Source organism: Sorangium sp. So ce296 (assembly GCF_051529605.1).
GTDB classification, from domain to species: Bacteria; Myxococcota_A; Polyangia; order Polyangiales; family Polyangiaceae; genus Sorangium; species Sorangium cellulosum_D.
In genome coordinates this window covers 9688972-9711372 of sequence record NZ_CP150325.1, presented here as the reverse complement: position 1 = coordinate 9711372, position 22401 = coordinate 9688972, and the positions used below count along the sequence as shown (strand labels likewise).

General features: G+C 72.5%; 17 protein-coding genes. 10 read left to right on the top strand and 7 right to left on the bottom strand.

Annotated elements, in window-relative coordinates; genetic code table 11:
- Positions 1 to 55: 55 nt before the first annotated feature.
- Both WME98_RS36015 and WME98_RS36010 read left to right on the top strand, forming a co-directional pair.
- Positions 56 to 556, top strand: a complete 501-nt coding sequence (locus WME98_RS36015) for a hypothetical protein (protein WP_437946163.1) — start codon at positions 56 to 58, stop codon at positions 554 to 556.
- Positions 553 to 1497, top strand: coding sequence for an HTTM domain-containing protein (locus tag WME98_RS36010; protein ID WP_437946161.1), 945 nt, complete (start codon positions 553 to 555; stop codon positions 1495 to 1497). The genes WME98_RS36015 and WME98_RS36010 overlap by 4 nt, the downstream gene beginning before the upstream one ends.
- Before the next feature lie 160 nt (positions 1498 to 1657).
- On the opposite strand, the gene WME98_RS36005 is transcribed toward WME98_RS36010, so the two are convergent.
- The 3 genes from WME98_RS36005 to WME98_RS35995 all read right to left on the bottom strand — a co-directional run bounded on the left by WME98_RS36005 (position 1658) and on the right by WME98_RS35995 (position 5637).
- Positions 1658 to 4009 carry a tetratricopeptide repeat protein gene (locus tag WME98_RS36005; protein ID WP_437946159.1) on the bottom strand — a complete coding sequence of 784 codons (2352 nt, stop codon included), beginning with the start codon at positions 4007 to 4009 and terminating at the stop codon, positions 1658 to 1660.
- A gap of 15 nt (positions 4010 to 4024) precedes the next feature.
- Positions 4025 to 5302 carry an AAA family ATPase gene (locus tag WME98_RS36000; protein WP_437946157.1) on the bottom strand — a complete coding sequence of 426 codons (1278 nt, stop codon included), beginning with the start codon at positions 5300 to 5302 and terminating at the stop codon, positions 4025 to 4027.
- A gap of 113 nt (positions 5303 to 5415) precedes the next feature.
- Positions 5416 to 5637 carry a hypothetical protein gene (locus WME98_RS35995; protein ID WP_437946156.1) on the bottom strand — a complete coding sequence of 74 codons (222 nt, stop codon included), beginning with the start codon at positions 5635 to 5637 and terminating at the stop codon, positions 5416 to 5418.
- A gap of 343 nt (positions 5638 to 5980) precedes the next feature.
- Between WME98_RS35995 and WME98_RS35990 the strand changes: the two genes are divergently transcribed.
- Together WME98_RS35990 and WME98_RS35985 are read left to right on the top strand one after the other, a co-directional pair.
- On the top strand, positions 5981 to 6394 hold the full coding sequence (locus WME98_RS35990; RefSeq protein ID WP_437946155.1) for a hypothetical protein: 414 nt from the start codon (positions 5981 to 5983) through the stop codon (positions 6392 to 6394).
- A 107-nt stretch (positions 6395 to 6501) separates the two neighbouring features.
- Positions 6502 to 6915 carry a hypothetical protein gene (locus tag WME98_RS35985; protein ID WP_437946153.1) on the top strand — a complete coding sequence of 138 codons (414 nt, stop codon included), beginning with the start codon at positions 6502 to 6504 and terminating at the stop codon, positions 6913 to 6915.
- A 195-nt stretch (positions 6916 to 7110) separates the two neighbouring features.
- Here WME98_RS35985 and fbaA read toward each other — a convergent pair whose 3' ends face one another.
- Positions 7111 to 8184 (bottom strand): class II fructose-bisphosphate aldolase, encoded by a 1074-nt coding sequence (fbaA, locus tag WME98_RS35980; RefSeq protein ID WP_020734307.1) that lies wholly within the window; start codon positions 8182 to 8184, stop codon positions 7111 to 7113.
- Positions 8185 to 8467: 283 nt separating this feature from the next.
- Positions 8468 to 9019, bottom strand: a complete 552-nt coding sequence (locus WME98_RS35975) for a hypothetical protein (protein WP_437946151.1) — start codon at positions 9017 to 9019, stop codon at positions 8468 to 8470.
- Positions 9020 to 9022: 3 nt separating this feature from the next.
- Here WME98_RS35975 and WME98_RS35970 point away from each other — a divergent pair, with 3 nt between their 5' ends.
- Both WME98_RS35970 and WME98_RS35965 read left to right on the top strand, forming a co-directional pair.
- Positions 9023 to 12235, top strand: coding sequence for a glycoside hydrolase family 97 catalytic domain-containing protein (locus WME98_RS35970; RefSeq protein ID WP_437946150.1), 3213 nt, complete (start codon positions 9023 to 9025; stop codon positions 12233 to 12235).
- Positions 12236 to 12281: 46 nt separating this feature from the next.
- The gene (locus WME98_RS35965; RefSeq protein WP_437337182.1) at positions 12282 to 12692 is read left to right on the top strand and encodes a nuclease A inhibitor family protein; all 411 of its coding nucleotides are present in this window, start codon (positions 12282 to 12284) and stop codon (positions 12690 to 12692) included.
- Between the two features lie 9 nt (positions 12693 to 12701).
- Here the strand turns inward: WME98_RS35965 and WME98_RS35960 are convergent, their stop codons facing one another.
- Positions 12702 to 13706 (bottom strand): DNA/RNA non-specific endonuclease, encoded by a 1005-nt coding sequence (locus tag WME98_RS35960; RefSeq protein WP_437946149.1) that lies wholly within the window; start codon positions 13704 to 13706, stop codon positions 12702 to 12704.
- Between the two features lie 123 nt (positions 13707 to 13829).
- Between WME98_RS35960 and WME98_RS35955 the strand changes: the two genes are divergently transcribed.
- The 4 genes from WME98_RS35955 to WME98_RS35940 all read left to right on the top strand — a co-directional run bounded on the left by WME98_RS35955 (position 13830) and on the right by WME98_RS35940 (position 19420).
- Positions 13830 to 16394: a TonB family protein gene (locus tag WME98_RS35955; RefSeq protein ID WP_437946147.1), complete on the top strand. Its 2565-nt coding sequence runs from the start codon at positions 13830 to 13832 to the stop codon at positions 16392 to 16394.
- Between the two features lie 670 nt (positions 16395 to 17064).
- Positions 17065 to 18066, top strand: coding sequence for an alpha/beta hydrolase (locus tag WME98_RS35950; RefSeq protein WP_437946146.1), 1002 nt, complete (start codon positions 17065 to 17067; stop codon positions 18064 to 18066).
- 88 nt (positions 18067 to 18154) lie between these two features.
- The gene (locus WME98_RS35945; protein ID WP_061629459.1) at positions 18155 to 18451 is read left to right on the top strand and encodes a DUF2288 domain-containing protein; all 297 of its coding nucleotides are present in this window, start codon (positions 18155 to 18157) and stop codon (positions 18449 to 18451) included.
- An 87-nt stretch (positions 18452 to 18538) separates the two neighbouring features.
- Positions 18539 to 19420 carry a DUF6544 family protein gene (locus WME98_RS35940; protein WP_437946144.1) on the top strand — a complete coding sequence of 294 codons (882 nt, stop codon included), beginning with the start codon at positions 18539 to 18541 and terminating at the stop codon, positions 19418 to 19420.
- 154 nt (positions 19421 to 19574) lie between these two features.
- Here the strand turns inward: WME98_RS35940 and WME98_RS35935 are convergent, their stop codons facing one another.
- Entirely contained in the window at positions 19575 to 22373 is a 2799-nt protein-coding gene (locus WME98_RS35935; RefSeq protein ID WP_437946142.1) for a hypothetical protein, read from the bottom strand.
- Positions 22374 to 22401 lie beyond the last annotated feature (28 nt).

Sequence of the window (22401 nt, the reverse complement as noted above, 5' to 3'; positions counted from 1 at the left end):
CGGCGGCGAGGGAGCCGGACGCGCGGGCGCGGGCGGTCATGACGCGAGCGCGGCCGTGCCCGGTGCCCCCGCGGCGAGCGCGGCCGTGGGCGGCGGCCCGCGGCTGGTCGAGCGCAAGGGCTACGCGTACGGCGTGACCGCGGGGCTCGTGCTCCTCATGCTCGCCCCGCTGTTCCGGCGGCCTCCGGTCGACAGCTTCCCGCTGTCGACCTACCCGATGTTCTCGTGGGGTCGCCACGACGCGCGCACCACGGTGGAGCGCGCCGTCGGCGTGGACTCCCGGGGCGAGCGGCGTCCGATCCCGCCGCGCCTCGTGGGCAGCGAGGAGGTGCTGCAGGCCAAGGCCACGCTGGCGCAGAGCATCCGCCAGGGCGCCCGCGCGGCGCGCGCCCTGTGCCGCGGCGTCGCGGCGCGCGTCGCGGAGGACGCTCGGTACGCCGACGTCGTCAAGGTCGAGATCCGGACCGACACCTTCGACGCCGTGGCGTTCTTCGACGGGCACGAGACCCCGGTCGACTCGAAGCTCCACGCGACCTGCAAGGTGGGCGCGCGATGAGGCGGCTCCTCGACCGGCTCGACCGCGGCTTCTTCGCCGAGGCGCCCGCCGAGCGGCTCGCGCTCCTGCGGCTCCTCGTCGGCGCCTTCGCCCTCGTGTACCTCTGCGTCCGCGCGGTGCACCTCCAGCGGGTGGGCCACCTGCCGCCGGAGAGCTTCAGGCCGATCGGCGTGGTCTCGGCGCTGTCCGCGCCGCTCCCCCTCTGGGCGGTGCGGGGCCTCATCGGCGCGGCGATCGCGGCCGGCGCGGCCTTCGTGGCCGGCTACCGGTTCCGCGTCGCCGGCCCGCTCTTCGGCGCGCTGCTGCTCTGGGTCCTGACCTACCGGAACTCCTGGGGCATGGTGTTCCACACCGAGAACCTGCTCGTGCTCCACGTCATCGCGCTGAGCCTCGGGGCGTCGGCCGACGCCCTCTCGCTCGACGCGCGGGCCGCGCGGCGCGCGGGCGCCGCCCCGCCGGCGCCGGACGGCCGTTATGGCTGGCCGATCCGGCTGTTCTGCGCGATCACGGTGGCTTCGTACTTCATCGCGGGGGTGACCAAGCTCCGGAACAGCGGCCTCGACTGGGCGTTCAGCGATATCCTCCGCAACTACGTCGCTTACGACAACGTGCGCAAGATCGCGCTCGGCGACACGCACTCTCCGCTCGGCGGCGCGCTGGTCCGCTACCGGTTCCTGTTCCCGCCGCTCGCGCTCGCGAGCCTGGCGATGGAGCTCGGCGCGCCGCTCGCCCTGTTCAGCCGGCGCATCGCGGTCGTCTTCTGCGGCGCCGCGTGGCTCTTCCACCTCGGCGTGCTGCTGACCATGGCGATCCTGTTCCCCTATCCGCTGCTCGGGATCGCGTTCGCGGGGTTCTTCGAGCTGGAGAAGATGCGCGATCTGCGGCGCCCGCGCCGCACCGGGCCTGCCTCGAGGGCGGGAGGTGTCGAGGGGCTCTCCTAGCCTAGGACACCGAACGGGTTGAAACCCGCCCTCGTGGAGGTACAGTAAGCGGCGCGCACGCGGAGCGTCTTCGCGCAGAGCGCCTTGCCGGGCGATCGAGCTCACCTGGCGCTTCACGGGCGGCTCATCGAGCTCCGGAGACCGCCGTGTCGCTGCCTGGTCAGCTCGGCGCGACACCTGATCGTGTCGCGGCCTCGTTCAGGTGATCGAGGTGCTCCTTCACTGCAGCTGCACGCTTCTCGTTGCCGGCGGCGCGCGCCACCTCGAAGGCTTCGAGGAGCACCTGCCTTGCTTCATCCATCCGCTTCGCGATCTTCAACGCCATACCCAGGCAATAGAGTGAGTCGCCCAAGCCTTCGCGATCATCGGCCGCCCGGTAACCGGCAACAGCCAGCTCAAAACAAGCGATGACATCTGGCCAATCGCGAACCTCGACCTTGAGACGGCCGAGACCCATAAGCGTAAGCGCCCAGGAAGCTCGATCCCCCAGTTGCTCGTAAAGGTGCACAGCCTCCTGGTAGTCTCGCGACGCGCCCTCGCGATCACCGCCTCGATGGCGTACGCCGGCGCTCTTGACGAGCAGGGCCGCTTCCCGTCGGGGACTTCCCAGCTCACGTGCAATCTCCAGCGCCGCCTGGTAAGCGTCTCGCGCACGTGCAAGGTCATTCATCGACGCGCACGCGTCGCCGAGTCCCTCGATCGCTCTCGCCTCCCCGGCCCGGTCTCCGAGAGCGTGATAGATAGGGGCGGCCTCTTCGTAGGCTTCGCGAGCCCGGAGCGGCTCGCTCCGTCGCAGTGAAAGTTCTCCAAGTGCCTCATGCGCCGCTGCTTCGTTCGGCTGAAGTCTATGATTCCGAGACAGTGACAGGGCATCTTCGAAATCCCGGCGAGCATTCTTTACGTTGCCTTCGAGCTGCCATAGGCGCCCGCGGGAAAGAAGCGTGGCAACCTTCCCGAGCGGGAGCCCGGCGTCGTCGACAACGGCAAGCGCCTGCTCATAGGCCTCGCGTGCCTGATCGAGCTCACCGAGCTGCACCCTGGCGTCTCCGATAGTTTTCAGCCCGGAGGCTTCGAGTCTCCGCGTGCCGAGCCGGTGGAAGATCCGCACGGACTCTTCCGCATCCTCGATCGCCTCCCGTGCGCGCGCCATCCGCAGCTTCACCTGGGCCAGACCATTCAGACAGAAGGCGAGGCCCTCCCGATCATCGGCACCGGCCGCCACCTTGCGCCCGCGCTCGAACAGCGCCGCGGCGTCGCTCCACCGGTGGAGCGTCATGCGGGCGGCTCCCGCGCCGGCGAGCGCCATGACGGCCGCCTTGGTAGCTGCGCCGGAGCGCTCCAGCCATTCGCTCGCGGCATCGTAGAGCGCCGCGGTCCGCTCGAGCGCCGCTGCGTCTGTCCTCTCCGCGGACCGAACTGCGTGCGCCGCCGCCAGGTTACTCATGAGTAGACCCGCAATGAGCAGGTCGTCGCTCGTCCAGGCGCTGTCCTCGCGCTGCTGGAGAGATCGGAGCAGGACTCGAGCTCCCGCATCCGGATCGCCGCCCTCGATGAGCTCCTTCGCCTGCCGAACGACCACCGCTTGAGGCTCGGGCAGGCCCGTCGGGTGCTCCTCGATGGGGCTCAGCACCTGGGTCGGCATGGTGTCCGCATCCATCTGCACAGCGAGCCCCCGCGCCTCAGGAAACAGGCCGGGCGCCAGCTCCGCGATCGATCCCTCGAATCGTCGCAATGCGGCCAGCTGCAGGACCGCCCGCCGGAGGGTCTCCTCGTCGCGCAGCAGGTCGAGGATCGGCTGCGTCCCTCCCGTATCCGCGAGCCCCGCCCTGCGCAGCGCCTCGCGCGCGTCCTCTCCGAGGGGTTCGCCCCGGCCGACGGCGATCACGGAACGCACCGCTATCTCTGCCGAGCCGCTCGCGAATCGTCCTGCAACGACGCGCCCGACCGCTTCCGCCTTCGCCGCGTCGACCCCCTCGCCCTGCGCATCAACGTCGACCATGGCCTCTGCCGCATCGACGAGGTCGACCGGGCTGATCAGACTCGCCGAAATCTCCCGGACCGCATCGGCGATCTCCTCGTACGCCGCCACCGGCCGCTCGTCGAGCAACCGATCCAGGATGCGATGGAGCACCCCCATCTTCAGGGGCCCGAGCCACGCCTCCGCTGGCAAGCTGACCTCCTGATCGAAGTCGTACAGCGCGAGCCCCGGCGTCATCTTGCTTCCCTCGATGACAACCGCCTGCGGGTCCACCACCGGCACAGTGTCGACGCGCCACCAGACGAGCACCGAGTTCGGCAGGTTGATCCGGCCCGAGAGCAGGGCATGCCGCTCCGCCCAGCGGAGCTGCACCAGCCTCAAATCCGGCTCGAGCGCGCGGAGCGCCTGCGCAAGCAACACCGCGAGCCGGTCGCGGTGCGCGCGCGGGAGCCCCGACGGCATCACCCACGGCCGCGGCAGATCACCGCTCTGGACGGCAAGGCGCAGGAAATGATCGCCGACGAACAGACGCACGCGGCCTCCTCAGGATCAGGGAGCCTGACCGGCGGCCTGCTCGCAGAGGAAGTGGAGCCCGGGCGACAGCATGTATCGGTCAGGGCTGAGCAGCCAGTCGGGAACCAGAGCGCCATAACGGAGCGCGCGCTGGCGGAGCTCCTGCGTCACGCCGTGCGTGTCGAGCTCGACGCCGGTGAGGAACTGGTGCGGCGCGTGCTTGAACGCCGCCGCGACCCGGCGGATCTCCTCGCCGCGCAGTCCAGCGAACCGATTCTCCGCGATCCGGAGCAGCGCCTCGCGCAGGCGATCCCCGTCATCGGGCGGGAAGTCGATCCTCTCGTAGTCGAGATCCGCGAGCCAAGAGAGATACCCCCAGGCATTCATGGTCCACGAGGCGAGCTTCGCTGCCAGCTTCTCGAACCCGGCTTCCTTGAGGGCTAGGCGCTTGTCCGGGCCCGCCGTGCCCATCCGCGTCTTCGCGATCCGGAGGAGCTCCTCGGGCTCCAGACCTTTCACGACGACCTCGTTCGAGTACAGCTTGCGCAGATCCGCAGACACGAACTCGGTCCGGAGGTTCGCGACGACCACGCAGTCCCGGAAGCCGAGGATGGCCTTCGCCAGGTCGGTGACCCGACGCACGTCCTCCTCGATCTCGGCGTAGCCGACCTGATCGAGGTTGTCGACGAAGAGGACCACGTGCTCCCCGGCGGCGCGGCAGTCGCTGAGGAAGTCCTGCACCTTGTCCCTGAGGAAATCGGCGTCGATCGCGCGCTCGTACGACTCCTCGACGGTCCGGACCCGGCCGGCGGCGCCGCTGATGCCGAACTCGACCTGCACGCTCTCGACGAGCTTCGACTTCACCGCAGCGCCGAGCTGGATGTTGCGCGACCACTGGCGAACCTCCTTGACGCTGACCTTGGTGAGCGCAGCGAAGCGCTGGAGCAGCTCCGCGCCCTTCTGCAGCGCCGGGTCGTTCGCGTTCTCCGTGGCTTCACGGCCGAGGTCGGCTGCGATGCGCTTGAGCACGGCGTCAGGGCCGTGGCCTGTCTGGGCGCCGTCCACGATGACCCGGAGCGCGCCGGGCGACGAGATGACCGTGTCGAGCGCCTTGCGGGTCAGGATCGACTTTCCGACCCCGCGATGCCCGCGAACCAGGATCCTCGCCTGCCCCGGTCCACCCGGCTCCAGGACGCTCTTCAGCCTCTCCACCAGGTCGCTGAGGAGCTCCTCCCGGTTCGTGAACAGCGCCAGATCGACGTAGTTGTCCGGCTGGAAGCAGGCCGAGCGGGTGGGCTTGGGGCGAGGGGTCATCGCGACGCTCTCCGGACGCCTTCGTGGCTCGACAGGCTTTCGCACGTCCTCGCCGGGCGTTCAAGGTGCGCTGCACCGCCCGCCCGCCTCCAGCGCCGGCGCCCCTCGCGCCGCTACGCGCGTTCGTCCGGCGCGTCGTCGAGCGGCTCGCACACGACATAGATCTTCTTCCCGCTCGGATGGATCGCGAGCGTCGCGTAGCGCTCGCACGCCAGGCACGCCCGCACGTCGATCGCCTCCTCTCGCCGCGGGCAGCGCACCTGTTGCGGCTCCACGCCGCCCCCCTCGATCTCGAGCCACGCCAGCTTCTCCGGTGCATCCAGACGACGGGTCATCGTGACCTCCTCCCGCGGCCCTCGGCCGATGAAAAGGGGTTGTGCAATCGACGATCCGCGCGAGGGCGCGCCGCGGCACGGGCGCGACGAGCCGTCCGGACCGTATCCGATCGCGCCTCCTGCCGCGGATCCCGCGCCCCTCCGCCCCGCTCCTCCGACCCGCGGGTGCGCAGCCGGCGGGCCGAGCGGCTCGGTCCTCGCGCCGCGGCGCACGCCCTGCGCTGGAGGGCGCACGGCGTGCATCGGCGACGAGCGCTGCTCGCCGCGCCGGGGTGCTCACGCCGGCGCTCCCGATGGCGTGCCGATTGCTGCGTCGTACACGCAGCGTTCGGAGGGGGTCACGATGGCAGCAGACTGGCTGATCGAGCTGCTGGCGGCAGCAGGCGGCGTTGGGGCGGTGGTCGTCGCGACGAGACGCCTGCTCGCCCGGCGCCATTACCGCGCCTCGGACGTCACCCTCGTCTGCCCGCGGACCGGCACCCCGGTGCGGTGTCGGATGATCGCCGACGGGCGCTCGGGGGAGCTCGTCGAAGTCGCGCGGTGCTCGCGGTTACCCGGCGGGCAGCCCGCGTGCGATCAGGACTGCGTGAAGCTCCTCAACCTGGGCATCCGCCTCTCGCCCGTCGATCCCGCGCGCAGCGGCCCCTCACCCGTCGATCCCGCGCGCAGCGGCCCCTCGCCCGTCGATCCCGCGCGCAGCGGCGAGCGCGCCGACGCGGGCGACCCCGGCGACCCGCCCGGCCCTCCGGCGGCCTGACGCGCACGGCATGCGCCGACGCGCAATCCGTGCATCTCCCCGCGCGCGGGCAGCCGTCCTCGCCGGGGAGCCGTCGTGGGCACATGGCGTGCTCTCGGCCGGGGATCATGGCTTTCCAGACCCAGACGACCACGACCCGCTCCTCTGGCAATCTGCCGATCGCGCTCCTCCTCCTCGGGGGCGGCGCCCTCCTGTGGATCCGCGCCGCCCTGCGCACCCCGGGCGCGCTGGCGCTCCTCCCCGGCGCCGACGGGTGCCTGACCGCCGGGATCGTCGGCGTGCTGCTCGCGCTGCTGCACGGCATCGCGTACCGGACAGCGCTCGTCTCGATCGCGGCCCCGCTCGTCCTCGTGCAGGTCATCACCAGCGAGCTCGCGGGGTCGTCCTTCCTCCCCGCGCTCGGGATCGAGCTCACCGCACTCGGCCTCTTCGGCCTGCCGCTCTCCCGGCTGCCCCGCCGCCGCACCGCGGCCGCCGGAGCCGTCCGCTCGCTGCGCGAGGCGCACCCGTCGCCCTCCTGAGCCCGCAGACGACCGACAGCGCCGCCGGAACAAGCGCTCTCCCGCGACGCGCACGCCGAGGTCGCGCCGACCCCGGCGCGCGACAAAAGACTTGGTTGCAGTCCCGCCTCGCCGGGGCTCGTCGCCCGTCGATCCGCCGGGGGCCCGGGCGGCGCAGGCCCCGCCCGGGCGGGCGGGGCCCCTCGCTGCCGCGGATCAGAACTCGAACTTGTCGAACGAGTTCAGGTCCTTGAACGCCTCGACGAGGCGCGCGGCCAGGCCCTTCTCGCCGAGGTGGAGCCAGCCGCGCGGGTCGATGTACTTCTTGTTGGGCTTGTCCTCGCCCTCGGGGTTGCCGAGCTGCGACTTCAGGTAAGCACCCTTGTCATCCATGTACTTCTTGATGGGCTGCGTGAAGGCCCACTGCGTGTCCGTGTCGATGTTCATCTTGATGACACCGTAGGACACCGCCTCGCGGATCTCCTCGGGCGACGAGCCGGAGCCGCCGTGGAACACGAAGTCGACCGGCTTCGCGCCCGTCTTGCGCTCCTTCTGGATCGCGTCCTGGGAGTTCTTCAGGATGGGCGGCCGGAGCTGCACGTTGCCCGGCTTGTAGACGCCGTGCGTGTTGCCGAACGACGCGGCGACCGTGAAGTTGCCGATCGGCTTCAGCGCGTCGTAGGCCGCGAGGACCTCGGCCGGCTGGGTGTACAGCTTGGCGTTGTCGATGCCGCTGTTGTCGACGCCGTCCTCCTCGCCGCCCGTGACGCCGAGCTCGATCTCGAGGGTCATCTTGATGGCGGCCATCTGCCGCAGGTACTTCTGGCAGATCTCGAGGTTCTCGTGGAGCGGCTCCTCGGACAGGTCGAGCATGTGCGAGGAGAACAGGGGCTCTCCGTTCTTCTCGAAGAACTTCTTGCCGTGCTCGAGCATGCCGTCGACCCACGGGAGGAGCTTCTTCGCGGCGTGGTCCGTGTGCAGGACGACCGGCACGCCGTAGGCCTCGGCCAGGTTCCGCACGTAGTGGGCGCCCGCGATCGCGCCCGCGATGGCGGCCTTCTCGCCCTTGTTGTCCAGGAACTTGCCGGCGAAGAAGTGGGCGCCGCCGTTCGAGAACTGGATGATGACGGGGCTCTTGGCCTCCCGTGCCGCCTGGAGCGCGGCGACCGTGCTGTGCGAGCCGATCACGTTCACGGCCGGCAGCGCGCACTCGACGCTCTTCATGTACTCGAACAGCTCCTGAAGAGCGGAACCAGTGATCACGCCGGGCTTGAGCTTCATCTTGGACATGGCACCTTGAATCCTTGTTCCTTGCTCGGGTTGCGCTGAGCATGCAACGCGAGGGCGGAAAGCGGAAGGGTGGATCGGATCCCCAGGGCGGGCGCGTCCCGGTACCATCGCCGAAGCCCCGGGAGCAAGCGGATTCTCCCGTGCGGCAGCGCGCGGACGAGGAGCGTTGCGTCACCGCGGCGACGGCGAGGGACGAAGCGGCTTCGAAATCTTCCTGAGATGTCAAGCGCAACCGGCGCTCGTGGCCACCGCCCGGTCCCTTGCCGAGAAAAATCTATCAATTTCAATAGGTTACCATCGACCCAGGGGACGGCTCGCGATTGACGCCGCCGGGGAGGTGGGCCATGCCGGACGCACGCCCATGACCATCGAATGCGCAACGATCGCGAAAAGGATTCGCACTCGGGTCGCCTGGCTCGGCCTGGTTGCGTCGCTCGTCCCCCTGGCGGCCGGCTGTGGTGATGACGAGAACAATCAAGCCAGCGGCACCGGGGGCGGGCAGAGCGCCGGTGGAGGCGGTCTCGGCGGCGATGGTGGCTTTGGCGGCGGCCAGGGAGGCAACGGCGGCCTTGGCGGCGAGGGTGGCATTGGCGGCGGCCAGGCGGGCAGCGGCGGCCGGGGCGGCGAAGGCGGCCTCGGTGGCAGCGGTGGCCTCGGCGGCAGCGGCGGCTCGGGCGGCGAAGGCGGCCTTGGTGGCAGCGGTGGCCTCGGCGGCGCCGGCGGTGCGGGTGGCAGCGGCGGCCTCGGTGGCAGCGGCGGTCTCGGTGGCAGCGGCGGCCTCGGTGGCAGCGGCGGTCTCGGAGGCGAGGGCGGCGGGGAGCCGGGCGACGAGCATCGGGTGACGTCTCCCGGCGGCGAGATCGTCGTGACGTTCGACGTTCAGGGCGGGGTCCCCGTCTATTCGGTCGAGCGCGCGGGCAGGGCCATCCTCGCCGACTCCGCGCTCGGCCTCGCCCTCGGCGATCTCGGGCCGCTCGGCCGCGGCGCGCGCGTCACCGGCGCCGATCGGCGGACCGTGGACTCGACATGGAATCCGGTGTGGGGCGCCGCCTCCGAGGTTCGTGAGCATTACAACGAGCTCACGGTCCACCTGGCGTCGAGCGCGCCGGCGACGCGCCTCGACATCGTGTTCCGCGTCTTCGACGACGGGCTGGGCCTCCGGTACGTCATCCCCGCGCAGGAGGGCCTCGGCGAGCTCGCCGTCACCTCCGAGGACACCGAGTTTCGCTTCGCCTCGGACGGCACCGCCTGGTGGACGCGCGCGGACTTCGAGGGCGACGAGTCGCTGTACAACCGCGGCGCGCTCAGCGCCGTCGAGAACGCCAATACGCCCTTGACGGTCCAGCTGGCGGAGGACCTCTACGTGGCCTTGCACGAGGCCGATCTCGACGACTACGCCGCCATGACCCTGGAGGCGCTCCCGGGCGCGCCCCACGCGTTCCGGAGCGCGCTCGTGCCGGCGCAGAGCGGCGCGGAGAGCTCCGCCGTCAAGGCGCGGATCACGCTGCCCTTCGAGACGCCGTGGCGCACCCTGACCATCGGCACCGGCGCCGGGCGCCTCCTGGAGTCGCACCTGATCCTCAACCTCAACGATCCGTGCGCGATCTGCGACGGCGACCTGTCGTGGCTGCGGCCAGGCAAGTACATGGGCGTCTGGTGGGAGATCCACAAGGGCCTGTCGACCTGGGAGCCGGGCGAGCACGTCGGCGCCACGACCGAGAACACGCAGCGCTACATGGATTTCGCGGGCGATCACGGCATCCCGTACGTCCTCGCCGAGGGGTGGAACCGGGGCTGGGACGGCAGCTGGACCGACATGGATTACACCGCGTCGAACGACCGCTTCGACCTCGAGGAGGTCGTCGCGTACGGGGCGGCGCGCGGGGTCGGCTTCGTCGCGCACATGGAGACCGGCGCCAACGTCGACGGCTTCGAGGCCCAGCTGGACGACGCGTTCGGGCTCTACGAGTCGCTCGGCATCCACGCCGTCAAGACAGGATACGTCGGGAGCATCCCGGGCCATCACCACTACAGCCAGCGGATGGTGAACCATTACGCCGAGGTGGCGAGGCGGGCCGCGGACCACAAGATCATGGTCGACGCGCACGAGCCCATCAAGCCGACCGGGGAGGAGCGCACGTATCCCAACTTCATGACGCGCGAGGGGGTGCGCGGCATGGAGTACGAGGCCTGGAGCGACGGCAACCCCGCCTCGCACACGCTGACCGTGCCCTTCACCCGCATGCTCGGGGGCCCGGTCGACTACAACCCTGGCATCTTCGACGTCCTCTGGGCGCCGGAGAAGATCCCCGAGAGCCCCTTCGCCGGGAACCCGCCCGCCCGGGTGCACACGACGCGCGCGCACCAGCTCGCCCTCTACGTCATCCTGCTCAGCGGGCTCCAGATGGTGACCGACGTCCCCGAGCACTACGAGGGGCAGCCCGAGCTCGCCTTCATCGAGCAGGTCCCGGTGACCTGGGACGAGACCCGCGTGCTGAACGCCGCGATCGGCGAGCACACGACCGTCGCGCGCCGGAGCGGGGGGGACTGGTACCTCGGGAGCGGCACGGACAGCACCCCGCGCGCGCTCCGGATCCCGCTCGACTTCCTCGGTGAGGGGGCGTTCGTCGCCGAGACGTACACGGACGACGCCGAGGCCGACTACGACGCGCGCCCGAACCTGGTCGCCCGGAGCCGGTTCCTGGTCAGGCCCGGCGACACGCTCGTCGCGGCGATGGAGGCCGGCGGCGGCCAGGCGGTCCGCCTCCGCCCGGCGACCGCCGAGGACACGGCGAGCCTCGAGGACTACCGGGAGCCGCGCTACGCGGTCGAGGACGTGGCGCTGCCGGCGGTGGCCGTGGAGGGCGACGTCGTCGCGGTGACCGCCGAGGTGACCAACCTGGGCAACCTCGTCGGCGGCGAGACGGTCGGCCTCATCGTGGGCGGCGCGCCGGCCGACGCGCGCTTCCTCCGGATCAACGCCGACGCGACGGCGACGGTCGCCTTCGAGATCCGGCTCTCCGGGCGCGGGCCGGTCAGCGTGGCCGTGGGCGACGCCGCGCCCGTGACCGTGACGGTGATCCCGCGGGACGAGGCGCCCCCGGCGCCCGAAGACCTGCGCGTCACGGGCGCGAGCGCCGCCTCGATCGACCTGGCCTGGGGGGCCGTGCCCGGGGCGGTGGCGTACCGCGTCTACCGGCACCTCCCCGGCGGGCTCTACGGCGACACCCCGCACGCCGAGGTGGACGGCGCGCTCACGACGTTCACGGACGCGGGGCTGACCGCCGACCAGACCTACTTCTACATCGTCCGCGCCGTGCACGCGGACGGCGCCGAGTCGCCGGCGTCGAACGAGATCGTGCAGGCGGCGACGCCCCGCCGGGTGGCCGTCACGTTCCGCGTCTGGGCCCCGCCGGAGACGCCCGCCCTGGACACGGTCTACGTGCCCGGCAGCATCGGCGCGCTCGGCCCGTGGAACCCGGGCCTCGTGCCGATGACGCGCGTGGGCGGCGGGATCTGGGAGACCACGGTCGAGATCCCCGAGGGGACCGAGCTCCAGTACAAGTACGCGCGCGGCACCTGGGATCGCGTGGAGTGGTGGGGGCGCATCACCGGGGTCACGAACCGCGCGGTGTCGATCCCGCTCGGCGGCGGCTCCCAGGTGGTCGACAACACCTCCACGGCGTGGGACGACGGCGCGCTCCCCGACATCGACAAGGGGGTCCGCTTCTGGCGGGATCCGCTCGTGTCCGGCACGGCGCCCGCCGACGGCGACGTCGTCGCGGCGGCGCCCGCGATCGAGGTCGGCTTCTCGCGCGACATCGATCCGCAGGGCGCGGGCGGCTACGAGGGGTCGGTGCAGGTGGCGCGCGACGGCGAGCCGGTCGCGGGCGCGGTGGTCGAGGCCGCGCCGGGCCGCCTGGTCTTCACGCCGGCCGAGCCGCTCGCGCCGGGCGCCTACGAGGTGGTGGTCTCCGACGTGAGGAGCGCGCTCGGCGTGGACGGCGTGCCGATGCAGGCGCCGTACGCCTTCGGCTTCACGGTAGAATAGCCCCCGCGGCGAGCCGCCCTCGCCGCGCCGCCCTCCGGAGATCCGCATGCAGGCCGATTCCGCGTCGCCCGAAGAGCTCCTCGCCTCCCTGGGGGAGGCCGCGCACAACCTGCTGTTCCCCAGCGAGTCCGATCACCCGCTGGAGCCGTTCCGGTCGCGCGGGGACGCGTCGTCGCCGGCCGCGCTGCGCGCGGCCGAGGGCCTCGCCGCCGAGACGCCGGTCGAGGTCACGACCCTCGACGACTTCCTCGCGCCCGTCCTCGATCCGCCCGCCGAGGCCGGCGACGCGGCGCGGGCCGACGCCGGGCGGTACCAGGAGCTCGCGGAGCTCCTGGAGCGCCACCTCGCCGATCTCCGCGTCTACCGCGTGGGGCGCGTGGACATCGACGCCTACGTCGTCGGCCGCCACCCGTCGGGCGCGTGGCTCGGGCTCAAGACCAGGGTCGTCGAGACCTGAGCGCGCCGCTCAGCGGCCGCCTACGGGCCCGTCGTCGGTGCGCGCCTCGAGCGCGCGCTGCACCGCCTCGGGCAGGGCGGTCAGGAAATCGTAGCCCGCGCGCCGCTCGATCTCGTCCACCGTCGTGCGGTACTGCCCCCAGCCCTGCTCCAGGATCCCCGCCTCGTTCGGCATCACCGCCGCGATGACGCGCGTCGCGGGCCCGATGTCGTCCGGCCCCTGCCCCGGCTCGAGCACCACGGCGACCTTGAAGAACGCGTCCGGCACGGCGACGCCCTTGCCGATGGTGGCCGGGCGCGCGCGCCCGTCGAAGAGGCCGCCGGCGATCAGGAACAGCACCCGCCGCTGCTTCTGCGCGAGCTCCTGGCACGCCTCCTCGAGCCGGAGCCACGGGCCGGCGTTGAGGTCGTGCCGCTGCGGCAGGATGTTCGTGAGGAGGAACGTCGCCTTGTTGTCGTCGGGGGTCCGCGTCCGCTCCTCGGAGCGGACCATGTGGCCGCGATCGAAGCCGGAGCCGGTGTAGTCGTCGTGCTGCACGCGGTACCAGCCGTCCGGCAGCGCCGCGTCGGCGAGGAACTTGCCCCGGTGGCGGGGCGCGTCGCCGAACGACGCCGCGTCGAGCCGCCAGCTGACCCAGTTCGCCACGTTCCTGGAGCGGTTGTAGGAGAGCGCGTACTGGGGCTTGATCATCAGGTGATCGTCGGACGCCTCGGCCCGGGCGGCCTGCGCCCCGGTGCGGACCGGCACGCCGAGCTCGAGGTGGACGCTCTGCGCCGGCGGCCGCGGCGAGGGCGCGCCCTTCGTCGGGGCGCCCTTCGGCGGCGAGGGGCTGCTGGAGCGGCCGGACGACGGAGACGGCTTGGAGGGCTGGTCCTCGCCGCGGCCCAGGCCGAGCTCCTCGAGCGCGCGCTCCAGGCCGCACTTGACCCCCGCCGCGCTGAGCCCGGCGACGACGAGCGCGACCAGCGCCCGCGAGCCCCAGGACTTCCGTTGTCGCTTCCTGTTCGAGCCCACGTCGACGCTCCCAGCGTTCTACGGCAGCGAGGGCGCCAGCGTCCAGCGCGGCGAGCTCGACGATCGCGAGGAGCGCGCGACGGAGGCGGCACGTTTCGCTTGAGCATGCCCGCACGACTCTCCATGGTTTCTGGAACGCCGATGGAGGAGCCGGAGGACAGGGAGCTGCGACGCCGGAGCCCCACCGGCGCCGCGGCCGCCGCAGCGCCGCGCGCCTCCCGCTCGGCGGGTCGCCGCCCGTTGCGCGGCCGGCGCCGGGTCATCGCCGCGTCCGCGGCGGCCGGCGCGCTCCTGACGCTGATGGAAGGCGAGTCGACGGCAGAGCCCGCGGCGGGGCAGCCCCGCGCCGCCGCGGCGCAGACCGCGCAGGTCACCCTGCCATCGCCGATCGGCCCCACGGACCCGCCCTACCCGCCCGGCGGCGCCGGCGACGCGACGGTGGTGCTCCGCATCACGGTGCGCGCCGACGGGACGGTGGGCGCGGTCGAGGCGGAGGAGGGCGCGGAGCCGTTCGCGAGCGCGGCCCTGCGCGCGGCGCCGTCGTGGCGGTTCGAGCCCGCGCGCCGCGACGGGCAGCCCATCGGCGCGCGCATCCTGTTCCGCGTGACGTTCCGCGACCCTCGCCCCGCCGCGCCCGCCGCGCCCGCCGCGGCGGCCGAGCCTCCGCCGGCCGCCGCGGGGTCGCTATCGCCCCTGGCGAGCCCCGCGCCGGCGCCGCCCCCGCCGCCTCCGCCGCCGCAGGCCATCGACGTCGTGGTCGTGGGCGAGCGCGCGGCGCCGATGACGACCTCGATGACCCGGGAGGAGGTGCGCCAGATGCCGGGCGCGTTCGGCGACCCGTTCCGCGCGGTCGAGGCGATGCCCGGGGTGACGCCCATCGCCTCCGGCGTGCCGTACTTCTTCGTGCGCGGCGCGCCGCCCGGCAACGTCGGCTACTTCGTCGACGGCGTGCGCGTCCCGCTGCTCTACCACGTCGCGCTCGGCCCCAGCGTGATCCACCCGGCGCTCGTCGAGCGGGTCGATCTCTACCCCGGCGGCTTCCCGGCGCGCTTCGGGCGCTACACGGGCGGCGTCATCGCCGGCGAGACGAGGGAGCCGTCGCGCCTGTTCCACGGCGAGGCCAACGTCCGGCTGTTCGACGCCGGCGTCCTCGTCGAGGCGCCCTGGGCCGACGGCCGCGGCACCGCGCTCGTCGGCGGCCGCTACGCCTACCCGGGCGCGCTCCTCTCGCTCTTCTCGCCCGGCGTGGAGCTCGGGTACTGGGACTACCAGGCGCGCGCCACCTACGACTTCTCACCGTACGACCGGGTCGGGCTCTTCGCCTTCGGGTCGCACGACTACCTCGCCGAGATCGAGGACGACGGGGAGACCGACGTGGTGCTCGCCGGCGGCTTCCACCGGCTCGACCTGCGCTACGACCGGTTCTTCCGCCGGGGCGGCCGCCTGCGGCACGCCGTCACGCTCGGCTACGAGCAGAGCTCGAACCAGGACGGCGAGCGGGCCGGGAGCACGCGCCTCCTCGGCGCGCGCGTGGAGCTGTCCGCGCCCGCCTCGGAGCACCTCACCGTGCGCGCCGGCGCCGACGCGCAGCTCGAGCGGTTCGACATCGACATCCGCGAGCGCGACGGGGATTTCCCGAGCCGGAACGACCGGGCGCTCGCGCGCCTGTTCACGAGCCGGGAGGACCTCGCCGCCGGGCTCTGGGCCGACGTCGTCGTGCGCCCCGCGCCCGCGCTCGAGATCGTGCCGGGCGTGCGCGGCGACCTCTTCGCGTCGGGCGGCGAGACCGCGGCGACGGTGGATCCGCGCCTCGCCACGCGGCTGCAGGCGACGCGGAGCGTCGCCCTGCTGAGCGCCTTCGGCGTGACCCACCAGCCGCCCAGCTTCCTCGGCGCCGTGCCGGGGCTGCAGATCGGCGGCCTGCGCGGCGGCGTGCAGACCGGGCTGCTCGCGAGCGCCGGCGTCGAGCTCCGGCTGCCCGAGGGGATCAAGGCGACGATCACCGCGTTCCGGAGCGGGTTCTTCGACCTCAGCGACGCCCTCGGCAACCGGCTGCCCGGCACCGACATCGGCCTCGCGCAGCGGGCGGAGCTGCGCGGCACCGGCAGCACCCATGGCCTGGAGATCCACGCGCATCGCAGCCTGTCGAAGCGGGTCGGAGGGTTCGTGTCCTACACGCTCTCGCGCTCGGTCCGCCACGTCGGCCGCGAGACGTTCGACTCGGCCTTCGACCGCCGGCACGTGCTCAACGCGGCCGCCGCGGTCGATCTGGGCCGCGGCTGGAAGCTCGGGGGCCGGGCGGTGTTCTACAGCGGCCTTCCGCTGACGCTCGATTACGATCTCTGGGGGAACGACGCCCTGAACGGGCAGCGACCCGACGACGGTGAGGATCGCCCCGACACCGAGGAAGACATCCGCCGGCGCGAGCGGCTGCGCGCGCAGATCGCTCGGTACGTGCGCGGGCTGAACCTGCCAGAGCGGCTGCCGGCGTTCTTCCGGCTGGACCTGCGGCTCGAGAAGCGGTGGGTGCTCGGGGAGGGGCGAACCATCTCGCTCACGGTCGAGGCGCTCAACGCGACGGCCGGCAAAGAGACGTTGCAATACGAGTGCTCGCTCCTGCGCGGCTGCGCGCCGGAGGAGCTCGGGCCCATCGTCATCCCGAGCCTCGGCGTCGAAGCGAGCTTCTGAGCGGCATCGACCGTGCCACGCCGACGCGGGAGCGCAGCTGCGCGCCGCGCGGCGCGCGCCGGGCGGAGCGCGCCCGCGTCGAGGTCGACGATCCCCGGAACCGCCCGTTCGCGCCGGGTCACCGATGGGCCAGGCGACGGAGTGCAGTACGGCCGTGAAAATCGCATATCAGCGCATCACCCCGGACTCACGCGGTCACGGCGGCGGCTGGCCATGACGGATGACGAAGAACCTTGAAGCATAGCAGTAAAATTATCGCCAGCACAGCAAGCGCAACGGGGACGTGGGCTCCGACATCTGCAGGGAATCGTTCATCCGCGCCAGCCGCGGACGCAAATCATTGCGGCACAGCGCAACGATCGACGCAGCGATCACGCAACGATCCACGCAGCGATCCACGCAGCGAAGCGCGCGGCGTCTGCGCCGCGCCACGGCACGGCCGGGTCCAGCGGTTCACACGGACATCGCCCCCGAGGCGAAACTCATTAAGAAATGTGTTTGAGGGCGGCGCGCGCAGTGTTCGTGAGCTATCTTGGTGGATCAGACGTTTTATGGTCCGGTGTTTGCGAGCCTTGCGAGGTGGAGTTGGAGCTGAGAGACCACGGGACATCGCACCGCGAGAGACGTTGCCTCACCTCCCATCACCTTCCGCAACCATGAGGGTCGATCGATGAATTTGTATTCCCGCACACTTAGCACGGTTCTCTTCTCGGCGGCGCTCGCGGCCACCTCTGCCCCCGCGAGCCAGGCCGAGGCGTCGTCGTCGAGCCGGCACACCAAGGTCGAGCGTCTGGTGTTCCCGGTGACCCTCTCCGACGGCAACACGTACGAGGTCGTTGGCTACCTCTACTATCGCGACCACTACAAGTATCGCCCGCTTCAGGTGCTCGTCCACGGGCTCACCTACACGCACGAGTACTGGGACATCCCGTCGATCGGTGGACGCGACTATTCCTATGCCCGGCACATGGCCAAGGAGGGATACGCCGTCCTGGCGCTCGACATGCTCGGGGCCGGGGAGAGCAGCCGGCCGGACGGCGACTTCCTCGACCTGGCCGAGACGGCCGAGAGCGTGCATCAGGTCCTCACCGAGATGCGCACCCGCGGCGGGGTCTTCAAGACGCCCTTCAATCGCATCGCGCTCGTCGGCCACTCGAACGGCGCCATCATCAGCACGTACGTTCAGAGCACCTACAATGACGCGGACGTCCTCGTGAACACCGGCCTCACGTTCACGCCGCACCCGATCCCCGTCTCCCCGGAGGCGATCTCCGCGCTGCTGCAGACGCCCTATATCGCGATCCCGCCGGAGATCCGCGCCGACATCTTCTACGACGCGGCGAACGCGGACCCCGCGCTGATCGCCTTCGACAACGCCAACATCGCCGACACGTACACGCGCGGGCAGTTCCTGAGCCTCCTCGCCGTCTCCGAGGACCCCTCGCTCTCCGGCATCCACGACGTGACGAGCCCGGTGCTCATCCAGTTCGGGGAGACGGACGAGCTGCAGCCGGCGTCGTATGTGAACTCCGACGCGGCGCTCTACACGAGCGCCGCGCGCGTCACGAAGGCGATCGTCCCCGACACGGGCCACATCCTCAACGGTCACCGCGGCACGCCGATCGGCTGGGAGCAGATCGACTGCTGGATTCACCACAACATGGGCTGGTAGCCCTCGAGACGAGCCCGGTCGCGGCCGCCGGCGCTGCGCGGCGCCTTGCCGGCTTGGCGGCCGCCGCCGGGGCCCTATGCTGCCCTGCATGCGCGAACAGCTCGCCAAGACGCTCGGGGAGGTCTTCTGGACCGATCTCCGCGCCCACGCGGCCCGCGACGGGGTCATCCTCGTCGCGGCCGACCTCGACCTCCTGGACGTCGGCGAGGCCATCGCCGCGAACGACGCCGCCAGGGTCCAGGCCTGGATCGCGGCCGGCAAGCTGACCAAGCCCACGGCCGAAGATCTCGCGCGATGGCCGCTCCAGCTCGATCTGCGGTTCCTGTCGCTGGTGGTCGCGCCGTTCGTGCTGGTGCGCCGGCCGGCCTCTCCGCCGCCGTCCTGAGGCGCCCGGGCGACCCCCCTGCGGGGCGACCGCGCGGGCTCGCGAGCGGCACGGGTCCTGCTCGGACGCCCCCCGAGGAGGCCCTCCGTGGAAAACGAACGTACGTCCAGCAGCCCATCGACCGCAGGCCTTGCGCCTTCGCGCAGCATGCGCGCGAAGTTCCTCCGCGAGGTCGCAGAAGCCGGCCTCGCGGGCGATCCGGGGCCGCGCGCGCGCGTCACCGAGGCCGAGCTCGCCACGCTCCCCGCGACGGCGCAGCGCTACCTGCGCTTCATGCGGGTCGTCGGCCGGCCGCGCGTGTGGTCGTTCCGCGCGCGGTGGACCGGCGTGTTCCGCACGCGGCCGGACCAGCCGTGGAAGGCGTGCGAGGCGTGGCAGTACGATACGCGGCTCGGGATCGCGCGCATCTTCCACATGCGGCTGCGCTACGGCCTCATGCCGCTGCTCGTGCGCGACACCTACGTGCGCGGCGAGGGCCGGATGCTCGGGCGCATGCTCGACACCATCAGCGTGGTCGACGAGGCCAGCGCCAAGATCGACACCGGCGAGCTCGTCACCTACCTGAACGACGCCATCCTGTTCGCGCCGTCGATGGTGCTCGGCCCCGAGGCGACGTGGACGGCGGTCGACGACGGCGCCTTCGACGTGGCGCTCACCGATCACGGGAGGACCGTCGCGGCGCGCGTGTTCGTCGACGAGCGCGGCGCGGTCACGGACTTCAGCACCACCGACCGCTACGTGAGTGACCCCGACCATCCGGGGGACATGGTGCGAGCGCGCTGGTCGACGCCCGTCGCGGGGTGGATGATCGTGGACGGCAGGCCGGTGGCGCGCGGCGGGACGGCGCTATGGCACCTCCCCGGCGGGGACTTCGCCTATGCCACCTTCACGCTGGCCGACGGAGACATCGAGTTCGACGTCGCGCCGGCGCCTCCGGGCGCGGCGGCCCACGAGCGCGAGAGGGCGTGATAGGTTCGCCTCCATGCGCCGGTTCGAGTTCGTGCAGGGGAGCGCCAGCTCGATCTGCGTTTCCTGTCGCTGGTGGTGGCGCCGTTCGTACGGATGCGCCGGCCGGCTCCGCCGTCGCTCTCCTGAGGCGCACGCGGGACCGCCGCACGCCGCCTCACCCGAGGGCGGCCTGCACCTCGCCGGCGGCCGCGAGCAACGCCTCGTCGCCGCCCGCGCGCGCAAGCAGCGGCGCGAGCTGCGCGATGCCCCCCCAGCCGCATAGAACGCTGACCACGGTGTTTCGCGGCGCGACATCGCCCAGAGTGTTCGCGACCAGCCGCGCCGCCTCCGCGGGTACCAGCCACGGGGCGAGGCTCACCACGTGCGCGAGCGCATCGCTGTCCGGATCGTCCCGGTAGAGCTCCGCGGCCCGCCGTGCTGCCCGGAGGCGTAACGGCTCCGGGAGCTGCGGCGCCACCGCGGCGAGCGCTGCGAGCGCGCCGTAGGCCCCGAACTCGTCGGCGCCGGCCTCCGCGGCCGCGAGCGTCACCTCGGCGCCGAGCACGGCCGCCGACGCAACAGGCTGCTCCCGGACCAACGTCGCCCGTTGCGAGCCCGACAGCTCGCCGACGAGCGAGAGTAGCTCCGCTCGCAGCGAAGCGCGCGCCTCAGGAGGCGCAGCCGCGGCCACCCGCAGCAGCGCCGGCGCGTGGTACGCAGGCGACCCCATCCACCGCATGACCAGCGCCCGAGCTCGATCGGTGTGGCCCAGCGCAGCGAACCTCGCCGCGAGCGCCCCCACCGGCCAGATCGGCACGTCCTCCAGCATCGCCAGCGCCGCCGGTTCTGGCAGCCATGAGGAGAGGACATCCTGCGACGCGGGGTCGAACGGCGACACCCCGTCCGCGTCCGCCATCGAGCGCCTCCAGCCATCGAGCGCCTCGGCGATGGCGGCGTCGCGCTCCGGCGCAGGCAGCCACGGGATCAGCCGCGCCAGGAGCGCACACCGTTCCTCCAGCGAAGCGGCTTCCAGGCCGTGGCGCAGCGCCAGCGCGATTTCCGGCGCGAGCCCCTCGTCGCCGACCAGCCGCGCGAGCGCGCTCGCCGGCGAGCCTCCGCGCCGGGCTCGCGCCACGACGCCTTCGACCCACGCCGGTACCTCCGGCGCCGGCAGCGCGGAGCCGAGCAAGATCAGCTGATCGCGGCGCAGCAGCTCGGCGTCCTCGCGCTCGGCGGCGCCCTCATGCCGACGGAGCACCTCCAGCGCGGCGCGCGCGAGCTCCGGTCGCCCGCGAGCGGCAGCCTCCCGGGCGGCCGGAGCCAGCTCATGCGCCGCAGCCACCGGGCTCAGGAGCGGCGCCGTAGACACCACGCGCTCTGCGAGGTCGAGCGCCGCCGCCGCAAGCCCATCGCCCACCTCGCCCGAGGCACGCTGTGAGAGGCAGCAGAGCGCCGCCGCGCGGGCCGCGTCGAAGCCGGCACGCTCCCCCTCGTCGGCGAGCAGCGGAGCCGGCGCCCAGCGCGCCTCCGCGACGCGCTCCTCCGCCACCGCGGTGGCCATCGCGCACCGCGCGATAGCCCCGAGCGCCGTCGCCACGCGGTGCGGCGATCCTCCTGCGGCCGCAGCCTGCTCCACGCTGCGCTCCAGCGAAAGCCGCGCGCGACGCAGGTCCGCGAGCACCTCCGGCGCGCGCGCCGCCGACGTCACGATCGCCCACGCGGGATGGGCGATGCGCCGCAGGTCCTCTTCGCCGGCGCCGGCCAGCGTCAGGTGAGCGGCCGCGTGCGCGCGCAGGTAAGCCGGGGCTGCGCCTGCAGCCCCGAGCGCCGCGCGGGACAGATCGAGGATGCGCGCTTGGACCAGCACGCCCTCTGCGGCTGTCTGTCGCTCCCACGCGGCCCTCAGAGCCTCCTGCGAGAAGGCCGCGCGGCGCTCGCCTGGGATCCACCTCACCGTGCCGGCGAGGTCCTCCCGTGCTGCGTCAAGCGCCCGGACAGCATCTTCACCGGCGATCAGGCCGAGCGCCTCGGCCTCGGCGGGCGCGAGCAGCCGTGCGAGCGCCGCGAGCGCCACGTCGGCGTGCGCGCCGTCGCACCTGCGCCGCAGCGCCCGTCGCACCGCCGCGACGCGCCCACCCGGCCCTGCCTCGTCTGCCGCCGCCCAACGGGCTTCCGGCGCCACACCGAGTTCCTCCGCCTCCGCGAGCGTCCACGCCCCGACCTCCACGAACGCGGTCTCCTCCTCGCTCCCCCCGAGCCGCGCGCACCACGCGCGGGCGTCGTCGAGTCCGCCGGTCACCGAGACCAGCACGCGGGTCCGCTCGCCCACGTCCTCCATCACGCCCAAATCGGGCTCCCCCGGCGTGAGGACCACCTGATCGAGCCCGTCGAGCAGGAGGAGCCAGGACGGCTCGTCCTCATCGCGCCCGCTCGAGATCCGCCGCGCGACGGACCGGCGTAGCCGCGCCGTGTCGGCGGGCGCAGGCGGGCCCTCCGCTCCGCGCATCATGGCGTCGAGCAGCGCGAGCACCGGGTGGCAAAGCGCGAGGCCCTGGGCGCGGCCCGCGGGCACGAACACCGGCGTGACCGCGTCCAGGCGTGCGTCGGCCGCGAGCGCGGCGCAGAGCAGCGTCTTGCCCACGCCCGCCGGGCCGTGGAGCACGCAGCGTCGCGTGTCCTCATCGACCAACCACGCTGCGAGCGCCCGCCGCGCCCGCGCCTGGCCTGCGGACCACCGGACCGGCCAGGCGAGGGCGCCCAGGAGGGCTGCAAGCGCAGGCAGCGGGGCACCGAGCGATGCCTCGGCGGCGTCCAGTAACGCGGCGCCGAGGGACTCGGCGCTGCCGTCGCGTACCCCGGTCATCGCCGCCTCTTCTTGCCGCCGCCCTTGCTGTAAACGCCGAACTCTCCGCGCCTGCCCTTGGCGCCCACGACCGAGTCGGTGATGCCGAGCGACCGGAACATGCTGCCACATCGCTCGCACGGGTCGACCCGCCCTTGCT